Consider the following 21,731-nt stretch of genomic DNA (forward strand, 5'->3'; position numbering starts at 1 on the left):
GGGAGAGGAGAGAGAGCATGAGTGACGGGCTCGTCGTCACCGGGAAGGCCACCCCCAGGGGAAGGTTTCCGCACGTCAAGCGGGCGGGTGACTTCCTGTACGTGTCCGGGACCAGTTCGCGCAGGCCGGACAACACGATCGTCGGCGCCGAGGCCGACGAGTTCGGCACGGTCACGCTCGACATCGCCGAGCAGACCCGGGCGGTGATAGAGAACATCAAAGACATCCTCCGGGCGGCCGGAGCCGATCTGCGCGATCTCGTGCAGGTCACCACCTACCTGGTGAACATCAATGACTTCGGCGGGTACAACGCGGTCTACGCGGAGTACTTCGACGAGGCCGGCCCGACCCGCACCACAGTGGCCGTTCACCAGTTGCCGCACCCGCATCTGCTCATCGAAATTCAGGCCGTGGCCTACCGACCGGAGGGGCGCCCGTGATCCCACCCATCGATTTCACCAAGTGGATCGACGAGCACGCCCACCTGCTCAAGCCGCCGGTGGGCAACAAGATGGTCTTCGAGGGCTCCAGTGACTTCATCGTCATGGTCGTCGGCGGGCCGAACGCGCGGACCGATTTCCACATCGACCCGTACGAGGAGCTCTTCTACCAGATCCGCGGCAACATGCATGTCAACCTCATGACCCCCGAAGGACCGCAGACCGTGCACGTGCGCGAGGGGCAGATGTGGCTGCTCCCGCCGAACACGCCGCACTCGCCGCAGCGCCCCGAGGAGGGTTCCGTCGGCCTGGTGGTGGAGCGGATCAGGCCGGAGGGCGTGCTGGAGAGGTTCCTCTGGTACTGCCCGGAGTGCAGCGCCGTGGTCCACGAGGTGGAGCTTCAGGTCCGCGACATCGTGACCGACCTGCCGCCGATCTTCCAGGCGTTCTACGCCGACGAGAAGGCGCGCACCTGCGGGAACTGTGGCGCCGTCCACCCTGGCAAGGGATAGCCGTTGATCATTGATGTGCACACCCACCACGTCCCCAGGGGCTGGCCGGATCTCGGCTGGCCGGGGGCGCCACGGCTCCGGGTCGACTCCGAGCGGGAGGCCGTGATCCTGCTCGGGGACCGGGAGTTCCGCCGGATCGCCGACGACTGCTGGAACCCCTCGGTCCGCCTGGAGCGGATGGACGCCGACGGGGTGGATGTCCAGGTCGTCTCGCCGACGCCGGTCTTCTTCGGCTACGAGCGCCCGGCGGCGGAGGCGGTACGGGTCGCGAAGATCTTCAACGACCTGGCGCTGGAGATCTGCGCCTCCGAACGGCTGGTGCCGTTCTGCCAGGTGCCGCTCCAGGACCCCGACCTGGCCTGTGCCGAGTTGGACCGGTGCATGGCCGCCGGGCACGCGGGCGTCGAGATCGGCAACCACGTCGGCGACCGTGACCTCGACGACGAGGGAGTCGTCCAGTTCCTCCAGCACTGCGCCGCCGTGGGCGCGCCCGTCTTCGTGCACCCCTGGGACATGGCGGGTGGGCCCCGGCTGGAGCGCTGGATGGCGCAGTGGCTGGTCGGCATGCCCGCGGAGACGCACCTGTCGGTGCTCGCCCTGATCCTGGGCGGTGTCCTCGATCGGGTGCCGGACACGCTGCGCCTCTGCTTCGCGCACGGCGGCGGCTCGTTCGCCTTCTGGCTCGGCCGGTTCGAGAACGCCTGGCACCGCCGGGGTGACCTCGTCGGGGTCTCCGAGTTCCCGCCGTCGCACTACCTCGACCGGTTCAGCGTGGACTCGGTGGTCTTCGACGAGCGGGCGCTGCGGCTGCTGGTCGACACGATGGGAGAGGACCGGGTCATGCTCGGCTCCGACTTCCCCTACCCGCTGGGCGAGTCGCCGGTGGGCTCGCTGATCCGAGGGGCGGGGTTCCTCTCCGAGGACGCCCGCGCCAAGCTGCTCGGCGGCAACGCCACCCGGTTCCTGGGCCGCTGACCCGGCGGCGAGCCGGGGAGCCCGGGCACGGCGGGACCGGTCTCGGTCCCGCCGTGCCCGGGGTGCCACTTGATCCGCTGTGACGGCATGATGGAAGGGTTGCCAGCACCTACCCCGGAGATGACTCGTGGCCATCAGCCGTGCGGAGTGCGTCGCGCTCGACGCCGCCGATCCCCTCAAGCGGATCAGGGACGAGTTCGTCCTGCCCGACGGGACGATCTACCTGGTCGGCAACTCACTCGGCGCCCCGCCGAAGGCCGCCGCGGCCGCGGTCACGCGGACCGTGGAGCAGGAGTGGGGCGGCCGGCTGGTCGGTGCCTGGAACGTCTCCGGCTGGTACGACCTGCCGCTGACCACCGGTGACAGGATCGCCCCGCTGATCGGCGCGGGCCCCGGCCAGGTGGTGGTGGGCGAGAGCACCTCGATCGCCATCGTCAAGGCCGTGTCCGCCGCCCTGGGCCTGCGGCCGGAGCGCCGGGTCGTCGTCTCGGACCTGGCCAACTTCCCCACCGACCGCTATGTGGTCCAGGGGCTGGCGGAGGCGCTGGGCGGCTACGAGATCCGCGACGTCACCGGCCTTGACGACCTCTCCGGCGCTCTCTCCGGGGACGTCGCGTGCGTGCTGCTGTCGGAGGTGGACTACCGGACCGGTGCCCGTCACGACACGGCGGCGGTCACCGCGCTGGTCCAGGCGGCGGGCGCGCTGATGATCTGGGACCTGTGCCACAGCGCCGGCGCGTACCAGGTGGACGTCTCGGCGGCCGACTTCGCGGTCGGCTGCACCTACAAGTACCTGAACGGCGGTCCGGGGTCCCCGGCCTTCGTCTACGTCCACCCGGACCACCAGGCAGCGGGGCGGCACATGCTGACCGGCTGGCACGGTCACGCGGAGCCGTTCGCGTTCGAGCCGGACTTCCGTCCCGCCGACGGCATCCGGCGCTTCACCGTGAGCACCCCGCACGTGGTGTCCTACGCCCCGCTCAACGCCTCGCTCGACATCTGGGAGCGCGTCGACCTGGCCGCCGTGCGGGCCAAGAGCGTGGCACTGACCTCGCTCTTCATCGAGCTCGTCGAGGAGTTCTGCGCGCCGTACGGGCTGGGGCTCCTCTCGCCCAGGGACCCGGAGCGGCGGGGCAGCCAGGTCAGCTTCAGCCACCCGGACGGCTATCCGGTCATGCGTGCCCTGATCGACCGCGGCGTCCACGGTGACTTCCGCGCCCCCGACGTCCTCAGGTTCGGCTTCGCGCCGCTCTACATCCGTTTCGTGGACGTCTACGACGCGGCCGTGACCCTGGCCGAGGTGCTGGAGAAGGAGAGCTGGCGCGACGACCGCTACAGCCGGCGCCTCGCCGTCACCTGAGCATCCGCCCTCGGCGGGGGATGCTCAGCGGTCGCCCGGCTTGCGTCCCCCGAACATCGGGCGCCTGGTCTCCCAGTATCTCCAGCCCTCCACCCGCGCAGGGATGTTGGCTATGCCGGCGGTGACCTTGCGTACGCGGCAGTTGTAGACCCGGCGCCACGCCGTGAAACTCACCCGGTATCCGAAGACGCGGTACCACAGGTTTCCGTACATGCCGTCGCTGATTTCCCGGGTGTACTCGTGCCCGGTCTCGACGATGTACTCGTCCGCGAGCAGCGGGCTCACAAAGTTTCGCAGCTGGCGGATCAGCTTACCCGTTTCGATCTCGCTGATCTTTTCTCTTTCTAGTTCCATCTCGGCGTACACGCGGTGTTGCCGGGTGACCGACGCCGCCATTGTGCCGCCGGGACCGTCGATGAACCGGGTACGGGGAATGAAGAAATTCTTTGGCCGGAAGGAACGGAACCTGAAGAAGGACCTCGGCCTGCACTTCCTGCGTGCCTGTTCCGCGAGCGAAGGGCGGGAGTCGCCGGAACCGGTGGTGGTGAGGGGCTCGGTGCTGACCGAGGCGATGGGTGAGGTCGGGTCGGGCGGCGGCTCGACGAGCGCGGACGAGGTGGTGGACGAGGTGGTGATCGAAGAGGGCTCAGCGCCGGTCGAGGTGCCGGTCGAGGCGGTGGTCGAGGCGGTGGGCGAGGTCGGGGCGGGTGGTGGGACGTTGGGCGCGGACGCGGCCGCGGGTGTGGAAACGGTGACGGCGAGGGCCACGGAGAGGGAACCGGCCAAGGACAGTACGGCCGTCCCCTTCATTGACCGACGTCCCCTGTATCGGTTGCGCGGAACCATCGGGTTTGTTTGAGGTTCGGGGGTGGACACGGAGACCTCACTCCCTTCCACGCGCGATCCACGAGCGATCCGCTGGTCGGAATGTGGCCTCTGCCGCTATATGGAACCACTCAGCGCGACATTGACGATGCTTACAGCCGGGATTCGCCGCCACGCGGTGCCACGCCGACCCCCACCCCACCGAACAGGGCAAGAACGAGTGAAAAGGCGTCCATGCCGCCCGCCCGAGTGCCGCCCCGTTTTTCCGCGCCCCCGTTTCCCGGCGCCTTCGTGACGGGCCTCAGCGGGGAACGATCGGCAAGGTGATGAAGGAGTCGGGGAAGACGGTCTGGTGCTGGACGACGAACTCGTCCAGCACCGATTCCGCGGGAAGTCGGAACCGCGGTGGACGTCGCCGCGCAGGATCGTGCCGTCGCGCATGGGAACGGGGGGCGTGCTCGGCGACGAGGGGGAGCGCCGCGCGGTCGAGTTTCGCCATGGGGGCTTCTCAGGTCAGGGTGTAGGCGTCGTAGCGGACGGCATCGGCGGTGCGGGACGCCGAGGCCACGGCCAGGGTGCGGTTGAGCCACAGGTAACGTTCGTCGCCGGTCTCGAAGCGGCAGAACAGCCGGAAGTAGTACTCGCCAGGGGCGACGGGCTCGCCCCGAGACAGGCGCTCCAGGACGGGGGGAGGGCCGTGCCGCACCCCGCTGGTGGAGATGAACAGGTGCGCGCCGTCGTGGGTGCGCAGCGTGTAGCGGGTGTCGATGCTGGCCATGCCGTCGGCGTGCAGGACCTGCCAGTCGGCGCCGCCGGGCAGCACGGTCCCGGAGAGGCGCGGCCCCTCGAACGACCCGCCCACGATGTTGATCACCCGGCGTCTGCCCCACTGGGAGTCGCCGAGGTCGAGGATCGGGTCGAGTTCCACGTGAAACACGGCGAGCGGTTCGAGGTTCACCGCGTCACGCTCCAGGACGGGCGCTCGTTCAGCGACACCGGGTCGAAGCCCGCCGTGCGCTTGTACGACGCGGCGATCTCGGTCCGCTCGGCGAGGGGGACGACCCGCTCGATGTCGTCGAAGCCGTCCGGGGCACGCTCGTGGGCGAGCCTCATCACCACCTCGGGGCCCATCTGCCGGTTGGACAGCTGCAGCGCGGTGGTCACCGGGCGGCGAGCCGCCTCGTAGGCGGCGAGGTCGCCGTGCGCGAGGGAGTGGGCGAGCACCCGGGCATCGATGATCGCCTGGGAGGCGCCGTTGGAGCCGATCGGGTACATGGCGTGGGCGGCGTCGCCCAGCAGGGTCACGTTGCCCGACGTCCAGTACGGCAGCGGGTCGCGGTCGACCATCGGGTACTCGTACGCCGCCTCGGCGCCGGAGATGATCCCGGGCACATCCAGCCAGTCGAACCGCCAGTCCGCGAAGTGCTCGACGATCCGCTGAGGATCCGCCGGGCGGTTCCAGTCGCCCCGGGCCGGGGCCTCGCCGTCCAGCGGGCGTTCGGCGATCCAGTTGATCAGTGTCCGCTCGCCCGTCTCGATCGGATAGGCCACGAACTTCCGCGTGCCGTCCCCGGCCATGATCATGGATCGCCCGGTCAGGAACGGCTCGCCGTAGGTCGTGCCGCGCCACAGGACCAGCCCGTTCCAGGGCGGTGGTCCCTCGCCGGGGAACAGGTGCGCCCGGACCGCCGAGTGGATGCCGTCCGCGCCGACCAGCAGGTCGTCCGCCTCGATCCGCAGGTCGCCCGTCCCGATCCGCAGGCCGCCCGCGCCGGACCCGGGGCGCGGGCCGGTGGAGACGACGCGGCTGCCGGTCCGCACGGCCTGCGCGCCGAGGCGCTCGATCACGGCCTCCAGCAGGAGCATCTGCAGGCGTCCGCGGTGGATCGAGTACTGCGGCCAGCCGTATCCCGCGCCCAGGCCTCTGGGCTCCGACCAGATCGGCGTGCCGTACCGGTTGAAGTAGGCCAGCTCCCCGGTGGCCACCCCGATCTCGGCCAGCCGCTCCGCGAGGCCGAGCTCGGTGAGCTCGCGCACGGCGTGCGGCAGCAGGTTGATGCCCACGCCCAGCGGGCGGATCTCCCCGGCGGCCTCGCACACGACCACGTCCTCGAAGCCGGCGGCGTGCAGGCTGAGCGCTGTCGCCAGCCCGCCGATGCCGCCTCCGGCGATGACCACCCGCACAGATGCCTCCCGTAGATTGTTATGGCCGTAACAATATTCACGGCGGATCTCTCGTTGCGCAAGACTTGGCCGATGGACAGAGCAGACCTCCGGTACGCCGCCTACGCGCGTGAGCGCCTGGCGGCCATGCCGCCCCCGGCCGACGCCGAGGCCTTCGCGCTGGCCTACAACCTGCTCCAGCTGGCCTACCTGCTCGTCACGGACCTGGAGACGCGCATCCACCGCCCGCGAGGCGGGACCCTTCCCGGCTTCCGCCTGATGTTCAAACTCTGGCTGCTCGGTCCCACCCAGCCCGCCAGGCTCGCGGAGATCTCCGCCACGTCCCGCTCCGCGGTGACCAACGCGGTCAACACCCTTGAGCGGGACGGCCTGGTCGAGCGCCGCCCGCTCCCCGAGGACAGGCGGGCCGTGGTGGTCGGCCTCACCCCGGCGGGCGAGGCGGCGGTCCGTGAGATCTTCGCCGAGCAGACGAGCAGGGAACAGGAGTGGTTCTCCTGTCTGCGGGCCGATGAGCGCGAGAACCTCACGGACCTTCTCGGCCGGGTCCTCGCCGCCCGGCCGGGGGACGCTCCCTGATCAGAGCCGGCTGAGCAGGGTCGACACGGGGTAGACACGGGGTCGACACGGGCCGGCCCGGGTGCCGGCGGCCGCTCGGTCCACAGGGCGGGCGCCGCCCGGCTCAGGGGCGCGGGATGCTCCGCAGATTCGCCTTCGCCATGTCGACCATGCGCCCGACCCCGCCGGTGAGCACGATCTTGCCCGCGGCCAGGGCGAACCCCTTCACCTGCTCGGGGGTGATGCGCGGTGGCATGGCCAGCACGTCGGGGTCGGTGACCACGTCCAGTAGGAAGGGCCCGGGGGTCGCGAAGGCGCGGGCCAGGGCCTCCCGTACGTCCGCGGGGTCCTCCACCCGCAACGATTCGATGCCGGCCGCGGCGGCGATCGCCGCGTAGTCGACGGGAGCGTGGTCGGTGCCGAAGTCGGGCAACCCGTCCACCATCATCTCCAGCTTCACCATGCCGAGCGAGGAGTTGTTGAACACCACCGTCTTCACCGGCAGGTCGTGCAGCCGGACCGTGAGCAGCTCCCCGAGGAGCATGCCGAGCCCGCCGTCCCCCGACAGCGAGACGACCTGCCGCCGGCGGTCGGTGAACTGGGCGCCGATGGCGTGCGGGAGCGCGTTGGCCATGCTCCCGTGCACGAACGAGCCGATGATGCGGCGGCGGCCGTTGGGACTGAGATAGCGGGCGGCCCAGACGTTGCACATCCCGGTGTCCACCGTGAACACCGCGTCGTCGTCGGCGAGCTCGTCCATCAGGTTCGCGACGTACTCGGGGTGGATCGGACGGTGATGCTCGATGTCGTGCGTGTACGCCTCCACCACGTTCTCCAGCGCCTTCAGATGCCTGGCCAGCATCCTGTCGAGCTGGCGGCGGTCCGTCTTCTGCGTGACGTGCGGCAGCACCGCGCGGATCGTCGCGCCGACATCGCCGTGTACGGCCAGCTCCAGCGGGGTCCTGCGGCCCAGCCGTGCCGGGTCGTGGTCGATCTGGACCGTGCGCGCCCCCGGCAGGAAGTCGTCGTAGGGGAAGTCGGTCCCCGCCAGTACCACCAGGTCCGCCTCGCGCATCGCGTCGTAGCAGGCGCCGTAGCCGAGCAGCCCGCTCATCCCCACGTCGTAGGGGTTGTCGTACTGGATCCATTCCTTGCCGCGCAGCGCGTGCCCGACCGGTGCCAGGGTGCGCCCGGCCAGCCCCATGACCTCCTCGCGGGCGTGGCGCGTCCCGGCGCCGCAGAACAGCATCACCTTCTCGGCGCGGTTCAGCGCCTCGGCCAGCTCGGCCACCTGGTCGGCGGGCGGCACGACCGTGCCGGTCCGGGTCAGGAAGTCGTGCTCACCGGTGGCGCGGGCGGTGGACATGCTCGCCACGTCACCGGGGAGCACCACCACCGAGACGCCGCCGAGGCCGATCGCCTGCTGTACCGCGATGCGCAGCACCCGGGGCATCTGCTCGGGCGTGCCGACCATGTCGCAGAAGTGGCTGCACTCCACGAAGAGACGCCCCGGATGGGTCTCCTGGAAGAAGCCGGTGCCGATCTGAGTGGAGGGGATGTGCGAGGCCAGCGCGAGCACGGGGGCGCCGCTGCGGTGGGCGTCGTAGAGCCCCTGGATCAGGTGGGTGTTGCCGGGGCCGCAGCTGCCCGCGCAGGCCGCCAGGCGCCCGGTGACCTGTGCCTCGGCCGCGGCGGCGAACGCCCCCGCCTCCTCGTTGCGTACGTGGACCCACTCGATGTGGCCGGACTTCCTGACCGCGTCGACCACCGGGTTCAGGCTGTCGCCCACCACCCCGTAGATCCTTTCCACCCCGGCCTGGCGGAGAACCTCGATGAACTGCTCGGCGACGGTCGCCATGGTGCCCCCTCGTGTATGGCGTCATCGGTGTACCTCACCGCATTTCGCCGCGTCATTCCCCGGGGAGGCGTTCGACCGGCCGCACGGTGTGTCGCTCGGCGGCGGGACCGCTGTTTGCTTACCGAGCAAAAGGCTCGTGTTCGGACATGATGTGGCGTGGGGGATACGTTCTTTAGGGAAAGGGGGTACGTCCCGCCGAAAGCCTGTCACTTTCCGTGGCGTGCCGCTTACCATGCGACGAAGGTCACCCACTTTCGGAAGGTTTCACATGACCGGGCAGAACTCCGCGACCGCGTCTGACTACGTGTTCGACAACGACGGGGATCACTCGTCCGACCAGCACCGCTACCTCGCCCAGCTCCTTGATCCGCTGACCTTCGAGCGCCTCGCCCTGACCGGCGTCGGAGCCGGCTGGAACTGCCTGGAGGTCGGGGCCGGCGGGGGCAGCGTGGCGCTCTGGCTGGCCGAGCGGGTGGCGCCCGACGGGCGTGTGCTGGCGACCGACATCAAACCCGGTCTGATCCCGTCCAGGCCGGGGCTGACCGTCGTCCGCCACGACGTCGTCGCCGACCCGCTGCCGGTGGACGCGTTCGACCTGATCCACGCCCGGCTCGTGCTCAGCCACCTGCCCCAGCGCCGCCAGGTGCTGCGGCGCCTGCGCGCCGCGCTGCGGCCCGGCGGCTGGCTGCAGATCGACGAGATCGACATCACCCGCTGGGTGGCGCCGCCCACCCTCTGCGGGCGGGAGGGAGAGCTGTACGGGGCCTACATCGCCGCGATGACCCGGGTGCTGGGCGCCGCGGGCAGCGATCCGACCTGGGGTGGTTCCGCCGCGCGGGAGATGGCCGGGGCGGGCCTGGTCGATGTCGACCCGGTGCGCTGGACCGAGGTGTGGGAGCGCGGCTCCGCCGGGCTCGGTCTCCTGATCAGCAACAGTCACCACCTGGAGGAGCGCCTGGTGGAGGCGGGGATGACCGCACGGCGACTCCGGGAGGTCCGCGAGGTCATGTCGGCCCCGGGGTTCAGCGCGCCCTCCTTCGAGATCCACTCGATCCTCGCCCGCAGGGCCTGCGACGGCTGAGGGCGGGAGCCGGCCCGAAAGGCGCGCCCCGAGACGGTTCGCGGGATCCGGCCGTCTGATTTTCGGGTGTTCACCGACGTCACGCTCGGTGACCGGGCGTCAGGGGCGATGCCCTGCCACCGGGTGCTCGGGCGTCGGCGGGCGGTAACGGAATGCTCTCGATCCGTGGTGGCGGAGACGGCGGTTTCGCGCGCCCGCACCCATGCTGAGCTGCATGATCGTCTGGAGCCCTGGTCCTCGCCGGTGAGCAGTCTCGTGACCTGTCGCGAACATTGAGATTCAATCTTCGCTCTGCGGCTTGAAGCTACATATGTCCCATGGGCATAGTGTTTCGAATCACACACGCACCAGTCGCGGCGTGCGACCGTGGGGCTCTCCGAGCCCGGCGGCTGTCGGCCACGCGCAGGAACCGCGGATTGGACAAGACGAATGAGTTCCGCCCCTCCGATCCGCTCGAAGATTCTTAAGATCCTCGTCATTCCTGTGCTCTCGCTGATCGCCCTCTGGATGGTCATCGCCTACACGGCGGTCTCACAGATCGCCGGCATCTCCCAGACGCAGACCCGCTGGCAGGTGACCGGGGCGCCGATCCAGGAGATGATCGTCGAGATCCAGCGCGAGCGCCAGCTCTCCGCCGACGCGGCCGGGGCCACCGCACAGAACAAGTCGCTCTCCGAACAGCGGCGAGCCACCAACCGCATGGTGGATCGGGTACGCCAGGCGATCTCGTCCGCCGAGGGCTACGAGCCGGAGAACGCTCCGACCGACATGCGGATCCTGAAGTCGGCCATGGACGGGCTCGTTCTGGTGCGCGCCTCCGCCGACAACGGCTCGATGAGCGCGATCCAGGTGACCGACGCCTACAACGCCTTCATCAGCGCCGCCAACAAGCAGTTCGGCGACTCGACGGTGCTCGCCGACGTGTCGTCCTTCCGCATCATCCGCGGCATGACCGCCTACAGTGCCACCGCCGAGTACCTGGGCAGGGAGCAGGCCGTACTCGCCCCGGTGCTGAAGCGCGGCACGATGACGCACGCCGAGCAGGCGGCCTTCGTCGCGGCGGTGACCAGCCGGAGGCACTTCCTGGCCAACGCGGAGCTGGACATGAGTCCCGAACTGCAGGCGCGCCACCGGCAGGTCGCCGGGGACGCCGTCCACCAGCGGCTGCTGGCCGCCGAGAACAAGATCTTCGCGTGGGATCTCAAGGGGAAGCCGCCGCTGGACGCCGCCGAGTGGAAGCGGGACTCCGGGACGGTGCTGAGCACGGTCAACCAGCACACCCAGGAGGAACTGGCCCGCGCCACGATCAAGGGCGACGAGCTCAGGAGTTCGGCGTTCCTGCGCATCGGGCTGGTCCTGGGCCTGGGCCTGCTCGCGATCATCGTCTCGATCGTGTTCTCCTACCGGTTCGGCCGCTCCCTGGTCGATGAGCTGAAGCGACTCCAGGCCTCGGCCGTGGAACTGGCGGAAGAGCGGCTGCCGCGACTGGTCGAGCGGCTGCGCAGGGGCGAGGACGTGGACCCGGCGACCGAGGCTCCCGAATTGGATCGCGCCAACACCGCCGAGGTCGACCGGGTCGTGCACGCGTTCTCCGCGGTGCAGCGCACCGCGGTGGAGGCCGCGGTCGGCCAGGCCACCCTCCGCAAGGGCGTCAGCCAGGTCTTCCTGAACCTCGCCTGGCGCAACCAGGCGCTGCTCCACCGCCAGCTCACGCTCCTGGACACGATGGAGCGCCGCGTCGAGGAGCCGGAGACCCTGGAGGATCTCTTCAAGCTCGACCACCTGACCACCCGCATGCGGCGGCACGCGGAGAACCTGATCATCCTGTCCGAGGCGGCCCCCGCCCGCAGATGGCGCGACCCGGTACCGATCTTCGACGTGGTGCGCAGCGCCGTGCTCGAGGTCGAGGACTACACCCGCGTCACGGTCCTGCCCATGCCGCAGGCGCCGCTGCTGGTGGGCGCCGCGGTCACCGACGTGATCCACCTGATCGCCGAGCTGGTGGAGAACGCCACGGTCTTCTCGCCGCCGAACACGGTGGTCCACGTACGGAGCATGGTGGCTGCCAACGGCTTCGCGCTGGAGGTCGAGGACCGGGGTCTGGGGCTGAACCAGGCCACCCTCGACGAGCTCAACGCCAAGCTCGCCGACCCGCCGGAGTTCGACCTGGCCGACAGCGACAGGCTCGGCCTGTTCGTCGTCGCCAGGCTCGCGGCCCGGCACGGGATCAAGGTCGTGCTGCGGCCCTCGCCGTACGACGGCACCACCGCGATCGTGCTGCTGCCGCAGAGTCTCCTCGCCACCTGCGAGGCACTGACCGCCGAGGACGTCCCCCGGGTACGCCGGGTGGGCGCCCATCCGGGCGGGCCGGTGCGGGCGCTGGCCGCGGCCCCTGAGGTGCTGCCCGGGGCGTTCTACAGTTCGCAGGACCTGCCGGTGGCGCGCACTCCCGAGCCCTCGCCGGGATGGTTCCCCGCGCCACAGCAGCGGCAGGAGACCCCGGCCCCCTCGATGCCCGTGCGGCGGGCGGTGTCCGTACCGGACATCGACGAGGACCTGGACGGGTTGCCGGTGCGGGTGCGGCAGGCCAGCCTGGCCCCCCAGCTCCGCCAGACGCGCTCACCTGAGCGGCGCGACGTTCCCGCGCGTACTCCCGAGGAGCTCTCAAACCTCATGTCGTCCATGCAACGAGGCTGGCAGCAGGGTCGCAGCCAGACCGAGCAGGACCAGGACGTGTGGAAGCGAAAGGATGGCCACTCCGATGTCCGACCCCAGATCTGAACTGAGCTGGCTGCTCGACGACCTGACCCAGCGGGTCCCCGGTATCCGGCACGCGATCGTGCTGTCCGCCGACGGCCTGGCGATGGGCGGCTCCCGGGAGCTGACCCGGGAGGACGCCGAGCACCTGTCCGCCATCTCCGCCGGGAGTCACAGCCTCGCGCTGGGCACCGGGCGGCACTTCGGCCTCGGCGGTGTGCGGCAGACCATCATCGAGATGGAGGGGGGCTTCCTGTTCGTCACCGCGGCGGGGCAGGGAGCCCGGTTGGCCGTGCTGGCCGCGGGCGATGCCGAACTCGGCATGGTGACCTACGAGATGGCGCTGTTGGTCAAGCGCGTCGGCGAGCACCTGTCCTCACAGCCGAGGGGAGCTGCCCCGGCGCCCGCCTGGAACGGTGCGAGATCGTGACGGGAGAGGATCCCGGGCCCTTGGTCAGGCTCTTCGGGGTGACCGGCGGTCGGGCGCGCCCGATCGGGGAGAGCTTCGACCTGGTGGCCATCGTCACGACCGTCGACATACCCCTCGAGCCGGTCGGGTTGATGCCCGAGCATCTCGACGTGCTGTCGGCGTGCCGCCGGCCCACCCCCGTGGCGGACGTGGCGGCGCACCTCAAGCTGCCGCTCAACATCACCCGCGTACTCCTCAGCGAACTGCGCCGCGAGGGCCTGGTCACCATCGACAAGCCCCGGCCGATGGGGAAGACGATCGACGAACGCATCTACAGGGAAGTGCTGCATGGAATACGCGGCCTCTGAGCCGGGCATGAGCCCGGTCGACAGCCCGGCGATGGCCATCAAGATCCTTGTCGCCGGCGGTTTCGGGGTCGGCAAGACGACCATGGTCGGTACGATCAGCGAGATCAGGCCCCTGCACACCGAGGAACTGCTGAGCGAGCGCGGTGTCGGCGTGGACAACGTCGCGGGCGTCGAGTCGAAGATCACCACGACCGTGGCGCTGGACTTCGGCCGGATCACCATCCGTGACGGGCTCTGGCTCTACCTGTTCGGCACTCCGGGCCAGGACAGGTTCTGGTTCATGTGGGACGAGCTCTCCGTCGGCGCGCTCGGCGCGGTCGTGCTCGCCGACACCCGTCGTCTGCAGGACTGCTTCCCCGCCGTGGACTACTTCGAGCAGCGCGGGCTCCCGTTCGTGGTGGCGGTCAACTGCTTCGACGGCGCGCGGCGGCACGACCCGATCAAGATACGGAGGGCGCTGGGGCTGGACGGGGTGGCCCCGATCATCCTCTGTGACGTGCGCAGGCGCGAGTCGGTCAAGGAGGTGCTGACCACGCTGGTCACCTACTCGGCGGGAGGCGCCTTTCAGGCGGCTCACGCGGGCGCCTGACGGTCACCGTTCGCCTTCGAGGCCGCCGGGGTCCGGTGCACGGCGCTCCGTGCCCCGCAGCCTGTCGCGTTCTCCCAGCAGGCGAGCGGTCTCTGCGGAGACCTCGGTGGCCAGCACGGCCGACACGACGTCGATCAGGTGGCTGGTGAAGAGCCGGTCGTCCTTGCCCTCGGGGCCCGCGGCGCGGCGGGCGAGCTCCACGTAGGTCACCCGGATGGCCATGAAACGCTGGTGCAGCCGGCGCAGCGCGACCTCGGAGAGCAGCGGGGCCACCAGCTCGCGCCACCGGTTGATGCTCTGCTGAGGATCGGCCTGCATGCTCCGCAGGGCGGGGAGGTCGCCGCGCTGGACGAGCTGCTCCATGATCCGTAGATATGACCGGCCGCCGTCGGGGTCGGCCAGCTTGGCGGCCATCGGCCGCACCAGCGCGGCGGCGAGGGCGCGGCGGGCCTCGGCCTCCGGAAGGCCCCCCCTGGACTCGTACTCGTCGAGCAGCTGGTGGCGACGGGCCTCGATCTCGGGATGGTGCTTGGCGAGCACCGCGTTCAGCAGTCCCGCCCGATCCCCGAAGTGGTACTGGAGCGCCGTCGAGTTGCGTTGCCCGGCGGCACTGTTGATCTCGCGGAGTGACACGCCGTCGATTCCCCGCTCGGCGAACAGCCGCTCGGCCGCCGCCACCAGGCGCCTGCCGGTCGCTTCCGGGTTAGGGGGCATGCGCGCTCCTGCCTTGCCGGTGGATCTGTCGATCGTTAAGGTAATAATGCATCTGTCTGAAATCATCAAGCAGTCGCCTCAAAGCAGCGACACACGGCAAGGATAGAAGGCGTTCCCTTCCGACCTGCCGGTCAGAAGGTAAGGGGAGGACCCCATGGCCATTGATTTCACCCTCGCCCCCGAGCACGAGGAGATCCGTCGCCGGGTACGGGCCTTCGTCCAGGAGACCATCATCCCGGCCGTCAGCGGCTTCGACGACGAGGAGAAGGCGACCAGCCGCGACGAGTACATCCGGGTCATCTTCGAGCTGCGCGAGAAGGCGCGGGCCGAGGGGCTGTGGCTGCCGCACATGCCCAAGGAGTGGGGCGGTATGGGCCTCGGCCACGTCGAACTCGCCATGGTGCAGTCCGAGGCCGCCAAGACCCGGCTCGGGCCCTGGATCCTCAACTGCGCGGCGCCCGACGAGGGCAACATGCACACGCTGCTGCACTGGGCGACCGACGAGCAGAAGGAGAAGTACCTCAAACCACTGCTCAAGGGCCACAAGATGTCATGCTTCGCGATGACCGAGCCGGAGGTGGCCGGTTCCGACCCCACGCTCATCCGCACCCACGCCGTCAGGGACGGCGACGAGTGGGTCATCAACGGCCACAAGTGGTTCATCTCCAACGCCCGCCGTTCGAGCTTCGCCATCCTCATCGCCAAGACCGAGCTCGACGTGCCCGAGGGCTCGCGCGGCGGCAACACGGCCTTCCTCATCGACCTCCCGCAGCAGGGGTGGAACGACGTCCGCGAGGTCGAGACGATGCACGGCTCCACCGGCCACAGCGAGATCGTCATCACCGACCTGCGGGTGCACGACGGCCAGATCCTCGGCGGGCGCGGCAACGGCCACCGGCTCGGCCAGTACCGCCTGGGCCCGGCGCGGCTGGCGCACTGCATGCGCTGGATCTCCCAGGCCGAGACGGCGCTGGACATGATGGTCGACCGCGCGCTCAACCGCTACAGCCACGGATCGCTGCTGGCCGAGAAGCAGGGCATCCAGTGGCTGATCGCCGACTCGGCGATGGAGCTCTACCAGTGCAAGCTGATGGTCCTGCACGCCGCCTCGAAGATCGACAAGGGTGAGGACTTCCGCACCGAGGTCTCGATGGCGAAGCACTTCGTGGCCAACAGCCTCAACCGGATCGTCGACCGGGCGATCCAGGTGCACGGCGCGCTCGGCTACTCGACCGACACCCCGCTGGCCAACATGCTCCAGCACGCCCGCTGGGCCCGCTTCGCGGACGGTGCCGACGAGATCCACCAGATGCGCATCGCCGAGCGTACGATCGCGGCGTACCAGAGCACGGGTTCGACCAACGCCGCGACCGGAGGGCTGCCACTTTGACCACGGAGAAGACGGGTACCGGCGGCTGGTTCGCCGCCGGCGGCGGGCTGCTCAGCGGGCTGGGGACCGAGAGCCCGGCCGAGGCGTTCAACGTGGTCCGCAGTGACCGGCTGGAGGGCAGGGTCGCCCTGGTCACCGGCGGCGGCAACGGCATCGGCGCGGGCGTGGCCCGGCGGCTGGCCGAGGGCGGGGCCCGCCTCGTCCTCGCCGACGTCGACGACGCCGCGGGCGAGAAGCTCGCCGACGAGCTGGACGCGACCTATGTCCACTGCGACGTGTCCCGGCTGGAGGACAACGAGGCGGCGGTGGCGACCGCGGTCGAGCGGTACGGCAGGCTCGACCTCGCCTTCCTCAACGCGGGCATCACCTCGGGCTGCGGGCTGGGCGAGGACTTCGACGTCCGGCGCTACCGCCTGGCGATGGGGGTCAACCTCGACGGTGTCGTCTTCGGGGCGCACGCCGCGATCCCGGCGCTGCTGGCGGCGGGCGGCGGCACGATCGTGGCGACCGCCAGCATGGCGGGCATCGTCGGCATCCCCTCGGATCCCATCTACGCCGCCAACAAGCACGCCGTCGTCGGGCTGGTCCGCTCGCTCGGCCAGGATCTCCAGCCGCGGGGGATCAGGGTGCAGGGGCTCTGCCCCTCCTTCGCCGACACCGCGATCCTCGGCGAGGGCAGGGAGATGCTCCAGCAACTCGGCTTCCCGATCCTGGAGGTCTCGGCGGTCGTCGAGACGTTCGTCCAGCTGCTCGACAGCGAGGGCACCGGCGAGTGCTGGTTCGTGATCCCCGGCCGTGAGAGCCAGCCCTTCTCCTTCCGCCGCGCTCCGGGGCCGCGAGTCTGAGCGGGTGCGGCACGAGGTGTGGTTTGTCCGAATTTTGGTGGTTCATAGGCTCCGGCGGCCCGCCACGGGGTAGAGCACGAAAGGGGTTGGACCCGCGGGGGCCGCGACCCTCTTCCGCGTCGCGGGGAGGAACACATGACAGCTCGACCGCATCGGCCCACACGGCCGACCAGGGTGCCCGCCGACGCCTCCACGGCGGGAGACGGTATCGCCGTGGGCTCGGGTCCGGTCATCGTGGACGTCTACATCGACTTCCTCTGCCCGTTCTGCAGGGCGTTCGAGGAGGCGGCGGGACCGGCGCTGGTAAGGCTGGTGGCGGACGGGGCGGTCAGCCTCGTCTACCATCCCATGGGCTTCCTGGACGAGCTCTCCACCGACCACTACTCCTCCCGCGCGTCCGCCTCCTCTGGTTGCGCCTCGGACCGGGGGAGGTTCGTCGAGTACGTCCATGCACTCTTCACCGACCAGCCCCCGGAGGGAGGCCCGGGGCTCACCGACGACGAGCTGGTCGAGGTCGGCCGTCTCGCGGGGATCACCGATCCGGGGTTCGGCGGATGCGTGCGCGAGGGCGTCTATCTCGACTGGGCCGCCCACGTGACGGAGACGGCCATCGAGCGCGGAGTGAGCGCCACGCCGACGGTCCTCGTCCAGAACGCCCCGGTACCCGCCAACGCGCAGGCCATCCTCACCGCCGTGCTGGCCGTCGCCCGCTCGCGCCGGTGACCGGCGGGGGCCGGAGCCTCGGCCCCCGCCGTACATCGGGAAGTGCCGGAATCCCGGCGTCTCCGGTACGTCAGGCGGTGCCGGGATCCTCCTGCACCGAGATGGCGCCCGAGGGGCAGAGCCGCTCGGCCCGGCGGACGTCGGCGTGCAGCTCGGGCGGCGGTGACTCGTCGAGGAGCACGACGGTGCCGTCGTCCTCGCTCTGGTCGAACACCTCCGGCGCGGTGAGCACGCACATGCCCGCTCCGATGCACCGCGACGTGTCCGTGGTCACCTTCAGTGCGTTCTCTACCATCTGACCGGCAGCTCCCGTACGCCGTAGATGGACATGGTGTCGCGCATGCGGACCTCCTGCGCCGGTACGGCGAGTCGTAGATCGGGGAACCGATCGAACAGCATGGGAAACGCGGTGCGCATCTCCACGCGGGCGAGCTGCTGGCCGAGACACTGGTGCAACCCGTGCCCGAATGTCAGATGCCCACTCGCGGGGTGGGTGATGTCCAGACGGTCGGGGTCGGTGAAGCGCGCGGGATCGCGGTTGGCGGCCTGGATCGAGAGGGTCACCACCTCACCCGCCCTGATGAGCTCCCCGTCCACCTCGACGTCCTCCAGGGCGGCGCGGATCGGGCCGATGTGGATGATGCTGAGATAGCGCAGCAACTCCTCGACCGTGTTGTCGATCAGCGAGGGATCGGCGCGCAGCGCGGCGAGCTGGTCGGGGTGCTGCAGCAGGGCGAACGTGCCGAGCCCGAGCATGTTGGCGGTGGTCTCGTGCCCGGCGGCGAGCAGCAGGAACCCGATGTTGCCCAGTTCCTCGTCGGTCAGCTCACCGCCGGTGACGAGCCCGCTGAGCAGGTCGTCGGCCGGCTCGGCCCGCTTGAGCTCGATGAGCCGGGCGAAGAACGCGGCGACGCGGGCGACCGCCGCGCGGATGTCCTCGACGGCGGACTCCAGGTTCAGCAGCACCGCGGTGGCCTGCTGGAACTCCGCGCGATCGGAGTACGGGACACCGAGCAGCTCGCAGATCACCAGCGAGGGGATGGGCAGCGCGAACTCCCTGACCAGGTCCTGGGGAGGTCCGGCCTTCTCCATCGCGTCCAGCCGCTCCTCGGTGATCTCGTGGATCCTGGGCTCCAGCTGCTTCATCCGCCGCACGGTGAACTGCGCGGTGAGCAGCCTCCGGTAGCGGGTGTGGTCGGGCGGGTCCATCCGGATGAACATGCCGGGGTCGGCCGGGCGGCGCATCTCCTGCATCAGCGGGAAGGGCACCGGGACGTTCAGCAGCTCGCGCCGGGAGCTGAACCGGGGATCGGCCAGGATCGACCGCACCGCGGGGTAGGAGGTCACGAGCCAGCCGACCCGGCCGTCGGGATAGGTCATCGGTGTGACGGGCCGCTCCTCGCGCAGCGAGGCAAGACGCTCGGGTGGGGTGAAGGGGTCGGGGCGTCCGAAGGGAAAGGTGATCGCCTCCGCGTGGGACTCTGTCATCAGATACCTCCAGTGTGGAGACCCCCGCCTTCGGGCGGGGGAGGAAACGCGGCATGGTGCCGTGTTTCTGGGTGGGTGGTGTAGCCGTAGCCGTCGGCTCGTTGGAGCAGGTGGACGTGGCGGTGGCCGATGCCCTGTACGGTGCCGTGCCGGGTGGTGATGTTGAAACTGCCGGTGCTGCGGACCGCGACGCGGCCGAGGTGGACCCCGGCCTTCTTGCCGCTCGCTACGACGGCGCGGACCAGATCGCCGGTGGCGAACCCCTTGACCCGCTTGGTCCGGGGTAGCCGCAGCCTGGGAAAGCCGTAGCGGTCGGTGCGGGTACGGGCGTAGGTGCCGCGCCCGGTCGCCTTGACCACCAGGACCGCCGAGGGCCAGGTGGTGACGGTCTCCAGGTGGCCGACGTGCAGCGCGTCCAACGTGTGCGACTTGGCGGCGCCGGTACGGGAACGGTTCCATTTCGTTCGGCCACCGGAGGCTGTGGACACGGGCAGGCCGGTGGCTTCCAGCGCCCGCCACAGCGCCCACCGGGTCGCGTTGACGGCGGCGGCGTCGCGCAGTGGCGCTTTGGCCTGCTTGAGGATCTTCGCGAGCAGTGCGGGCTTGGCCCGGAGGAATTCCTCCACCGGCGTCGCGTTCTTGGCCTGGTTGCAGCCGATGCACGCCAAGGTCAGGTTAGAGATGCGGCCGGAGCCGCCCTGGCTGTGCGGGTGGATGTGGTCGAGGTTGAGCGGCACACCGGTCGCACCGCAGTACGCGCACGCCCGCCCCCACTTGGTGAGCAGGTATTCGCGGACCTCGTACCCGGCGAGGGTGCCCTGCTGGTATTCCACCCCTTGCAGCGGCTTGCCCGCGCTGAGGGCATGGGTGTCGAACGCCACCCGCTCGACGTGCACGGCCCGCACCGGCGCCCACCGGGCGAGCCGCACCACCCACGACACGGTGGTGTCGACGCGGTGGCGCAGCGACGGCGCAAGCCACCCCTGGGGTTTGGTCCGGTTGAGGAACCGGGGGGCGCGGTGACGCAGGTTGCGTGACCTGCGGCCCCGACGTAGCGCGGCCCGCGCGCTGAGCTTGTCGCGGATCGCTGCTCCTCGGTGGTCGAGCTGGATCGCATACCTCCCTGTCCGGCTTCCGCCGTGGTCGGTGAACACGGCCAGGCCGGTGTGCTTGGAGCCGGGGTCGATACCGACCTGTACGCCTGCCACGGTGGAGTCGGCAGCCGACCGGTCCTTGAGACGGATGACGAACGGGGTGTGGCGGTGAACCACCGCCCGCCCGGCCGCCAGCAGGCGGCGGGCACGGGCGGGATGACACGGGTCGAGCGGGTGGCCGTGGCGGTCGAGAACGAACACGGCCGGGTGAACCTCACGGTTCGCTCCCTCGGGCGCCGAAGCGCCCTCGGGGTGACGCCGGTGCGGCGGTGCGGCCGGACCGATCTCCCCTCGCCCATGGTGAACACCAGGTACCGCCGCCAGGCGGTGTCCGTGAGCCGTTTCGTGCCCACCCTCGGGCGTGTCTGCTCCCACGGATTCGAGAGCTTGGAGCTGAGGAAGCACCCCAAGGTCGGTCTGCGGTCTTGTGTTCAACGTAGCCATCTGGATCACACCTCCAGTTCATGACGGCCAGGGCTGGTCAACGCGGGGCTTCGAAGCGCATCGCCGCGCCTCAAGCCCCCTCCCTCAGGAGGGGGTCGTTGACCCGTTGCTCCTATGCAGAGATGCAGCTGGTCTCCATCCAGAAAACTACATCAAATGCAAAGTTACAATAGGTGCAGAGTATGGTGCTGTGCAGTAAGATGTCCGCATGAGTGAGGTTCTGGGACTGCGTGAGCGCAAGAAGCTACGCACCCGGCACGCTCTCATCGCCGCGGCGATCGAGCTCTTCGTCGAGAAGGGCTACGAGCAGACGACCGTCTCGGAGATCGCCACGGCGGCCGACGTCTCGACCCGCACCTTCTTCAGCTACTTCGCGAGCAAGGAGGACGTGGTCTTCCAGAACTCGCGAGACGGCATCGACCGCGCCCTGCGGGTGATCGCCGAGCGCGGTCCCGGAGACCGGGCGGTCGACCTGCTGAGTCGCGCCATCACCTCGGGGTTCGCCGCGCTCGCCGTCGACGACCAGCTCACCCGTGAGATAGCGCCCATCAACCACCTCATCATGACCGTCCCCTCGCTCAGGGCACGCGGCCTGCTGCTCCTCTTCGACAGCCAGCAGGAGCTCGCCGAGGCCCTGCACCGGGCCTGTTCCGACGAGCTGAACCTGGCCGAGGCGTCGGCGGCCGTGGGCGCGGTGATCGGCGGGGCCAAGCTCGCCGCCTTCGTCAGCATGCGGCACGGCGCCTCCCCCGAGGAGATGCTGGAAGCCGGACGCCAGGCCACCGAGTTCACCCTCGCCGGCCTGCGCGCCACCTTCACGCCGCCCTGAACCTGCCCGCCGGGATGAATACGCGGGCGCTCGATCCTGTCGGTCCGCAGTTCACAGCCGAGCAGGAACATGAAGACGACGAGACCGAACTCCCTTCGGGGTCGTTGCCCATCGGTCGGGTCAGGAGGCCGGCACTGGTCGCGATCTCCCGGCTGAGAAGGCCCCCATGCCGTACAGCAGTGGGTTTCCAGGACTGGCCTGCACGTTCACGACCCGGCCGAAGAGCACCGC

At 70.0% G+C, this 21,731-nt stretch carries 24 protein-coding genes; 15 read left to right on the forward strand and 9 right to left on the reverse strand.

Annotated elements, in window-relative coordinates; translation table 11 throughout:
* Positions 1-17 precede the first annotated feature (17 nt).
* The 4 genes from ABT061_RS33780 (at position 18) to kynU (ending at position 3,287) form a co-directional block, all read left to right on the forward strand.
* Positions 18-440, forward strand: a complete 423-nt coding sequence (locus ABT061_RS33780; protein ID WP_350925679.1) for a RidA family protein — start codon at positions 18-20, stop codon at positions 438-440.
* A complete protein-coding gene (locus tag ABT061_RS33785; RefSeq protein ID WP_350925681.1) occupies positions 437-952 on the forward strand; it encodes a 3-hydroxyanthranilate 3,4-dioxygenase in 516 nt (171 codons plus the stop codon). Before ABT061_RS33780 ends, ABT061_RS33785 begins: the two co-directional genes overlap by 4 nt.
* 3 nt (positions 953-955) lie before the next feature.
* Entirely contained in the window at positions 956-1,927 is a 972-nt protein-coding gene (locus ABT061_RS33790; protein WP_350925683.1) for an amidohydrolase family protein, read from the forward strand.
* Positions 1,928-2,054: 127 nt separating this feature from the next.
* Complete coding sequence (kynU, locus tag ABT061_RS33795) at positions 2,055-3,287, forward strand: kynureninase (protein ID WP_350925685.1); 1,233 nt, start codon at positions 2,055-2,057, stop codon at positions 3,285-3,287.
* 24 nt (positions 3,288-3,311) lie between these two features.
* On the opposite strand, the gene ABT061_RS33800 is transcribed toward kynU, so the two are convergent.
* Positions 3,312-3,641, reverse strand: a complete 330-nt coding sequence (locus ABT061_RS33800; RefSeq protein WP_350925687.1) for a hypothetical protein — start codon at positions 3,639-3,641, stop codon at positions 3,312-3,314.
* A 25-nt stretch (positions 3,642-3,666) separates the two neighbouring features.
* On the opposite strand from ABT061_RS33800, the gene ABT061_RS33805 reads away from it, so the two are divergent.
* Positions 3,667-4,146 (forward strand): hypothetical protein, encoded by a 480-nt coding sequence (locus tag ABT061_RS33805; RefSeq protein WP_350925689.1) that lies wholly within the window; start codon positions 3,667-3,669, stop codon positions 4,144-4,146.
* A 267-nt stretch (positions 4,147-4,413) separates the two neighbouring features.
* On the opposite strand, the gene ABT061_RS33810 is transcribed toward ABT061_RS33805, so the two are convergent.
* Genes ABT061_RS33810 through ABT061_RS33820 form a run of 3 tightly spaced genes read right to left on the reverse strand, consistent with a single transcriptional unit; the run spans position 4,414 to position 6,296 of the window.
* Positions 4,414-4,611 (reverse strand): hypothetical protein, encoded by a 198-nt coding sequence (locus ABT061_RS33810; RefSeq protein WP_350925691.1) that lies wholly within the window; start codon positions 4,609-4,611, stop codon positions 4,414-4,416.
* Between the two features lie 9 nt (positions 4,612-4,620).
* Positions 4,621-5,070, reverse strand: coding sequence for a DUF3237 domain-containing protein (locus tag ABT061_RS33815; protein WP_350925693.1), 450 nt, complete (start codon positions 5,068-5,070; stop codon positions 4,621-4,623).
* Positions 5,067-6,296: a flavin-dependent oxidoreductase gene (locus ABT061_RS33820; RefSeq protein WP_350925695.1), complete on the reverse strand. Its 1,230-nt coding sequence runs from the start codon at positions 6,294-6,296 to the stop codon at positions 5,067-5,069. Before ABT061_RS33820 ends, ABT061_RS33815 begins: the two co-directional genes overlap by 4 nt.
* A gap of 72 nt (positions 6,297-6,368) precedes the next feature.
* On the opposite strand from ABT061_RS33820, the gene ABT061_RS33825 reads away from it, so the two are divergent.
* Entirely contained in the window at positions 6,369-6,872 is a 504-nt protein-coding gene (locus ABT061_RS33825) for a MarR family winged helix-turn-helix transcriptional regulator (RefSeq protein ID WP_350925697.1), read from the forward strand.
* Positions 6,873-6,975: 103 nt separating this feature from the next.
* Here the strand turns inward: ABT061_RS33825 and ABT061_RS33830 are convergent, their stop codons facing one another.
* Positions 6,976-8,709, reverse strand: coding sequence for a pyruvate dehydrogenase (locus tag ABT061_RS33830; RefSeq protein ID WP_350925699.1), 1,734 nt, complete (start codon positions 8,707-8,709; stop codon positions 6,976-6,978).
* 268 nt (positions 8,710-8,977) lie between these two features.
* On the opposite strand from ABT061_RS33830, the gene ABT061_RS33835 reads away from it, so the two are divergent.
* The 5 genes from ABT061_RS33835 to ABT061_RS33855 all read left to right on the forward strand — a co-directional run bounded on the left by ABT061_RS33835 (position 8,978) and on the right by ABT061_RS33855 (position 13,913).
* Positions 8,978-9,790 carry a class I SAM-dependent methyltransferase gene (locus ABT061_RS33835; protein WP_350925701.1) on the forward strand — a complete coding sequence of 271 codons (813 nt, stop codon included), beginning with the start codon at positions 8,978-8,980 and terminating at the stop codon, positions 9,788-9,790.
* 429 nt (positions 9,791-10,219) lie between these two features.
* Complete coding sequence (locus ABT061_RS33840) at positions 10,220-12,571, forward strand: sensor histidine kinase (protein WP_350925703.1); 2,352 nt, start codon at positions 10,220-10,222, stop codon at positions 12,569-12,571.
* Positions 12,552-12,977, forward strand: coding sequence for a roadblock/LC7 domain-containing protein (locus ABT061_RS33845; RefSeq protein ID WP_350925705.1), 426 nt, complete (start codon positions 12,552-12,554; stop codon positions 12,975-12,977). Before ABT061_RS33840 ends, ABT061_RS33845 begins: the two co-directional genes overlap by 20 nt.
* A 20-nt stretch (positions 12,978-12,997) precedes the next feature.
* Positions 12,998-13,324, forward strand: a complete 327-nt coding sequence (locus tag ABT061_RS33850; RefSeq protein ID WP_350925707.1) for a DUF742 domain-containing protein — start codon at positions 12,998-13,000, stop codon at positions 13,322-13,324.
* Positions 13,305-13,913 carry a GTP-binding protein gene (locus ABT061_RS33855; protein ID WP_350925709.1) on the forward strand — a complete coding sequence of 203 codons (609 nt, stop codon included), beginning with the start codon at positions 13,305-13,307 and terminating at the stop codon, positions 13,911-13,913. Before ABT061_RS33850 ends, ABT061_RS33855 begins: the two co-directional genes overlap by 20 nt.
* Positions 13,914-13,916: 3 nt before the next feature.
* Here ABT061_RS33855 and ABT061_RS33860 read toward each other — a convergent pair whose 3' ends face one another.
* A complete protein-coding gene (locus ABT061_RS33860) occupies positions 13,917-14,627 on the reverse strand; it encodes a TetR/AcrR family transcriptional regulator (RefSeq protein WP_350925711.1) in 711 nt (236 codons plus the stop codon).
* Between the two features lie 154 nt (positions 14,628-14,781).
* On the opposite strand from ABT061_RS33860, the gene ABT061_RS33865 reads away from it, so the two are divergent.
* From ABT061_RS33865 to ABT061_RS33875, 3 genes are all read left to right on the forward strand, one after another.
* Positions 14,782-16,017 (forward strand): acyl-CoA dehydrogenase family protein, encoded by a 1,236-nt coding sequence (locus ABT061_RS33865; RefSeq protein WP_350925713.1) that lies wholly within the window; start codon positions 14,782-14,784, stop codon positions 16,015-16,017.
* A complete protein-coding gene (locus tag ABT061_RS33870) occupies positions 16,014-16,862 on the forward strand; it encodes an SDR family NAD(P)-dependent oxidoreductase (RefSeq protein ID WP_350925715.1) in 849 nt (282 codons plus the stop codon). Before ABT061_RS33865 ends, ABT061_RS33870 begins: the two co-directional genes overlap by 4 nt.
* A 135-nt stretch (positions 16,863-16,997) precedes the next feature.
* A complete protein-coding gene (locus ABT061_RS33875; protein ID WP_350925717.1) occupies positions 16,998-17,585 on the forward strand; it encodes a DsbA family protein in 588 nt (195 codons plus the stop codon).
* 70 nt (positions 17,586-17,655) lie between these two features.
* Here ABT061_RS33875 and ABT061_RS33880 read toward each other — a convergent pair whose 3' ends face one another.
* The 3 genes from ABT061_RS33880 to iscB are packed head-to-tail and all read right to left on the reverse strand — an operon-like array spanning position 17,656 to position 20,428.
* A complete protein-coding gene (locus tag ABT061_RS33880; RefSeq protein WP_451935333.1) occupies positions 17,656-17,880 on the reverse strand; it encodes a ferredoxin in 225 nt (74 codons plus the stop codon).
* Entirely contained in the window at positions 17,874-19,073 is a 1,200-nt protein-coding gene (locus ABT061_RS33885) for a cytochrome P450 (RefSeq protein WP_350925719.1), read from the reverse strand. Before ABT061_RS33885 ends, ABT061_RS33880 begins: the two co-directional genes overlap by 7 nt.
* Positions 19,073-20,428, reverse strand: coding sequence for an RNA-guided endonuclease IscB (gene iscB / locus ABT061_RS33890; RefSeq protein ID WP_350925721.1), 1,356 nt, complete (start codon positions 20,426-20,428; stop codon positions 19,073-19,075). The genes ABT061_RS33885 and iscB overlap by 1 nt, the downstream gene beginning before the upstream one ends.
* A 451-nt stretch (positions 20,429-20,879) precedes the next feature.
* On the opposite strand from iscB, the gene ABT061_RS33895 reads away from it, so the two are divergent.
* The gene (locus tag ABT061_RS33895; protein WP_350925723.1) at positions 20,880-21,500 is read left to right on the forward strand and encodes a TetR/AcrR family transcriptional regulator; all 621 of its coding nucleotides are present in this window, start codon (positions 20,880-20,882) and stop codon (positions 21,498-21,500) included.
* Positions 21,501-21,731 lie beyond the last annotated feature (231 nt).

It is taken from the genome of Streptosporangium sp. NPDC002544, from assembly GCF_040295965.1.
Classification (GTDB): domain Bacteria; phylum Actinomycetota; class Actinomycetes; order Streptosporangiales; family Streptosporangiaceae; genus Streptosporangium.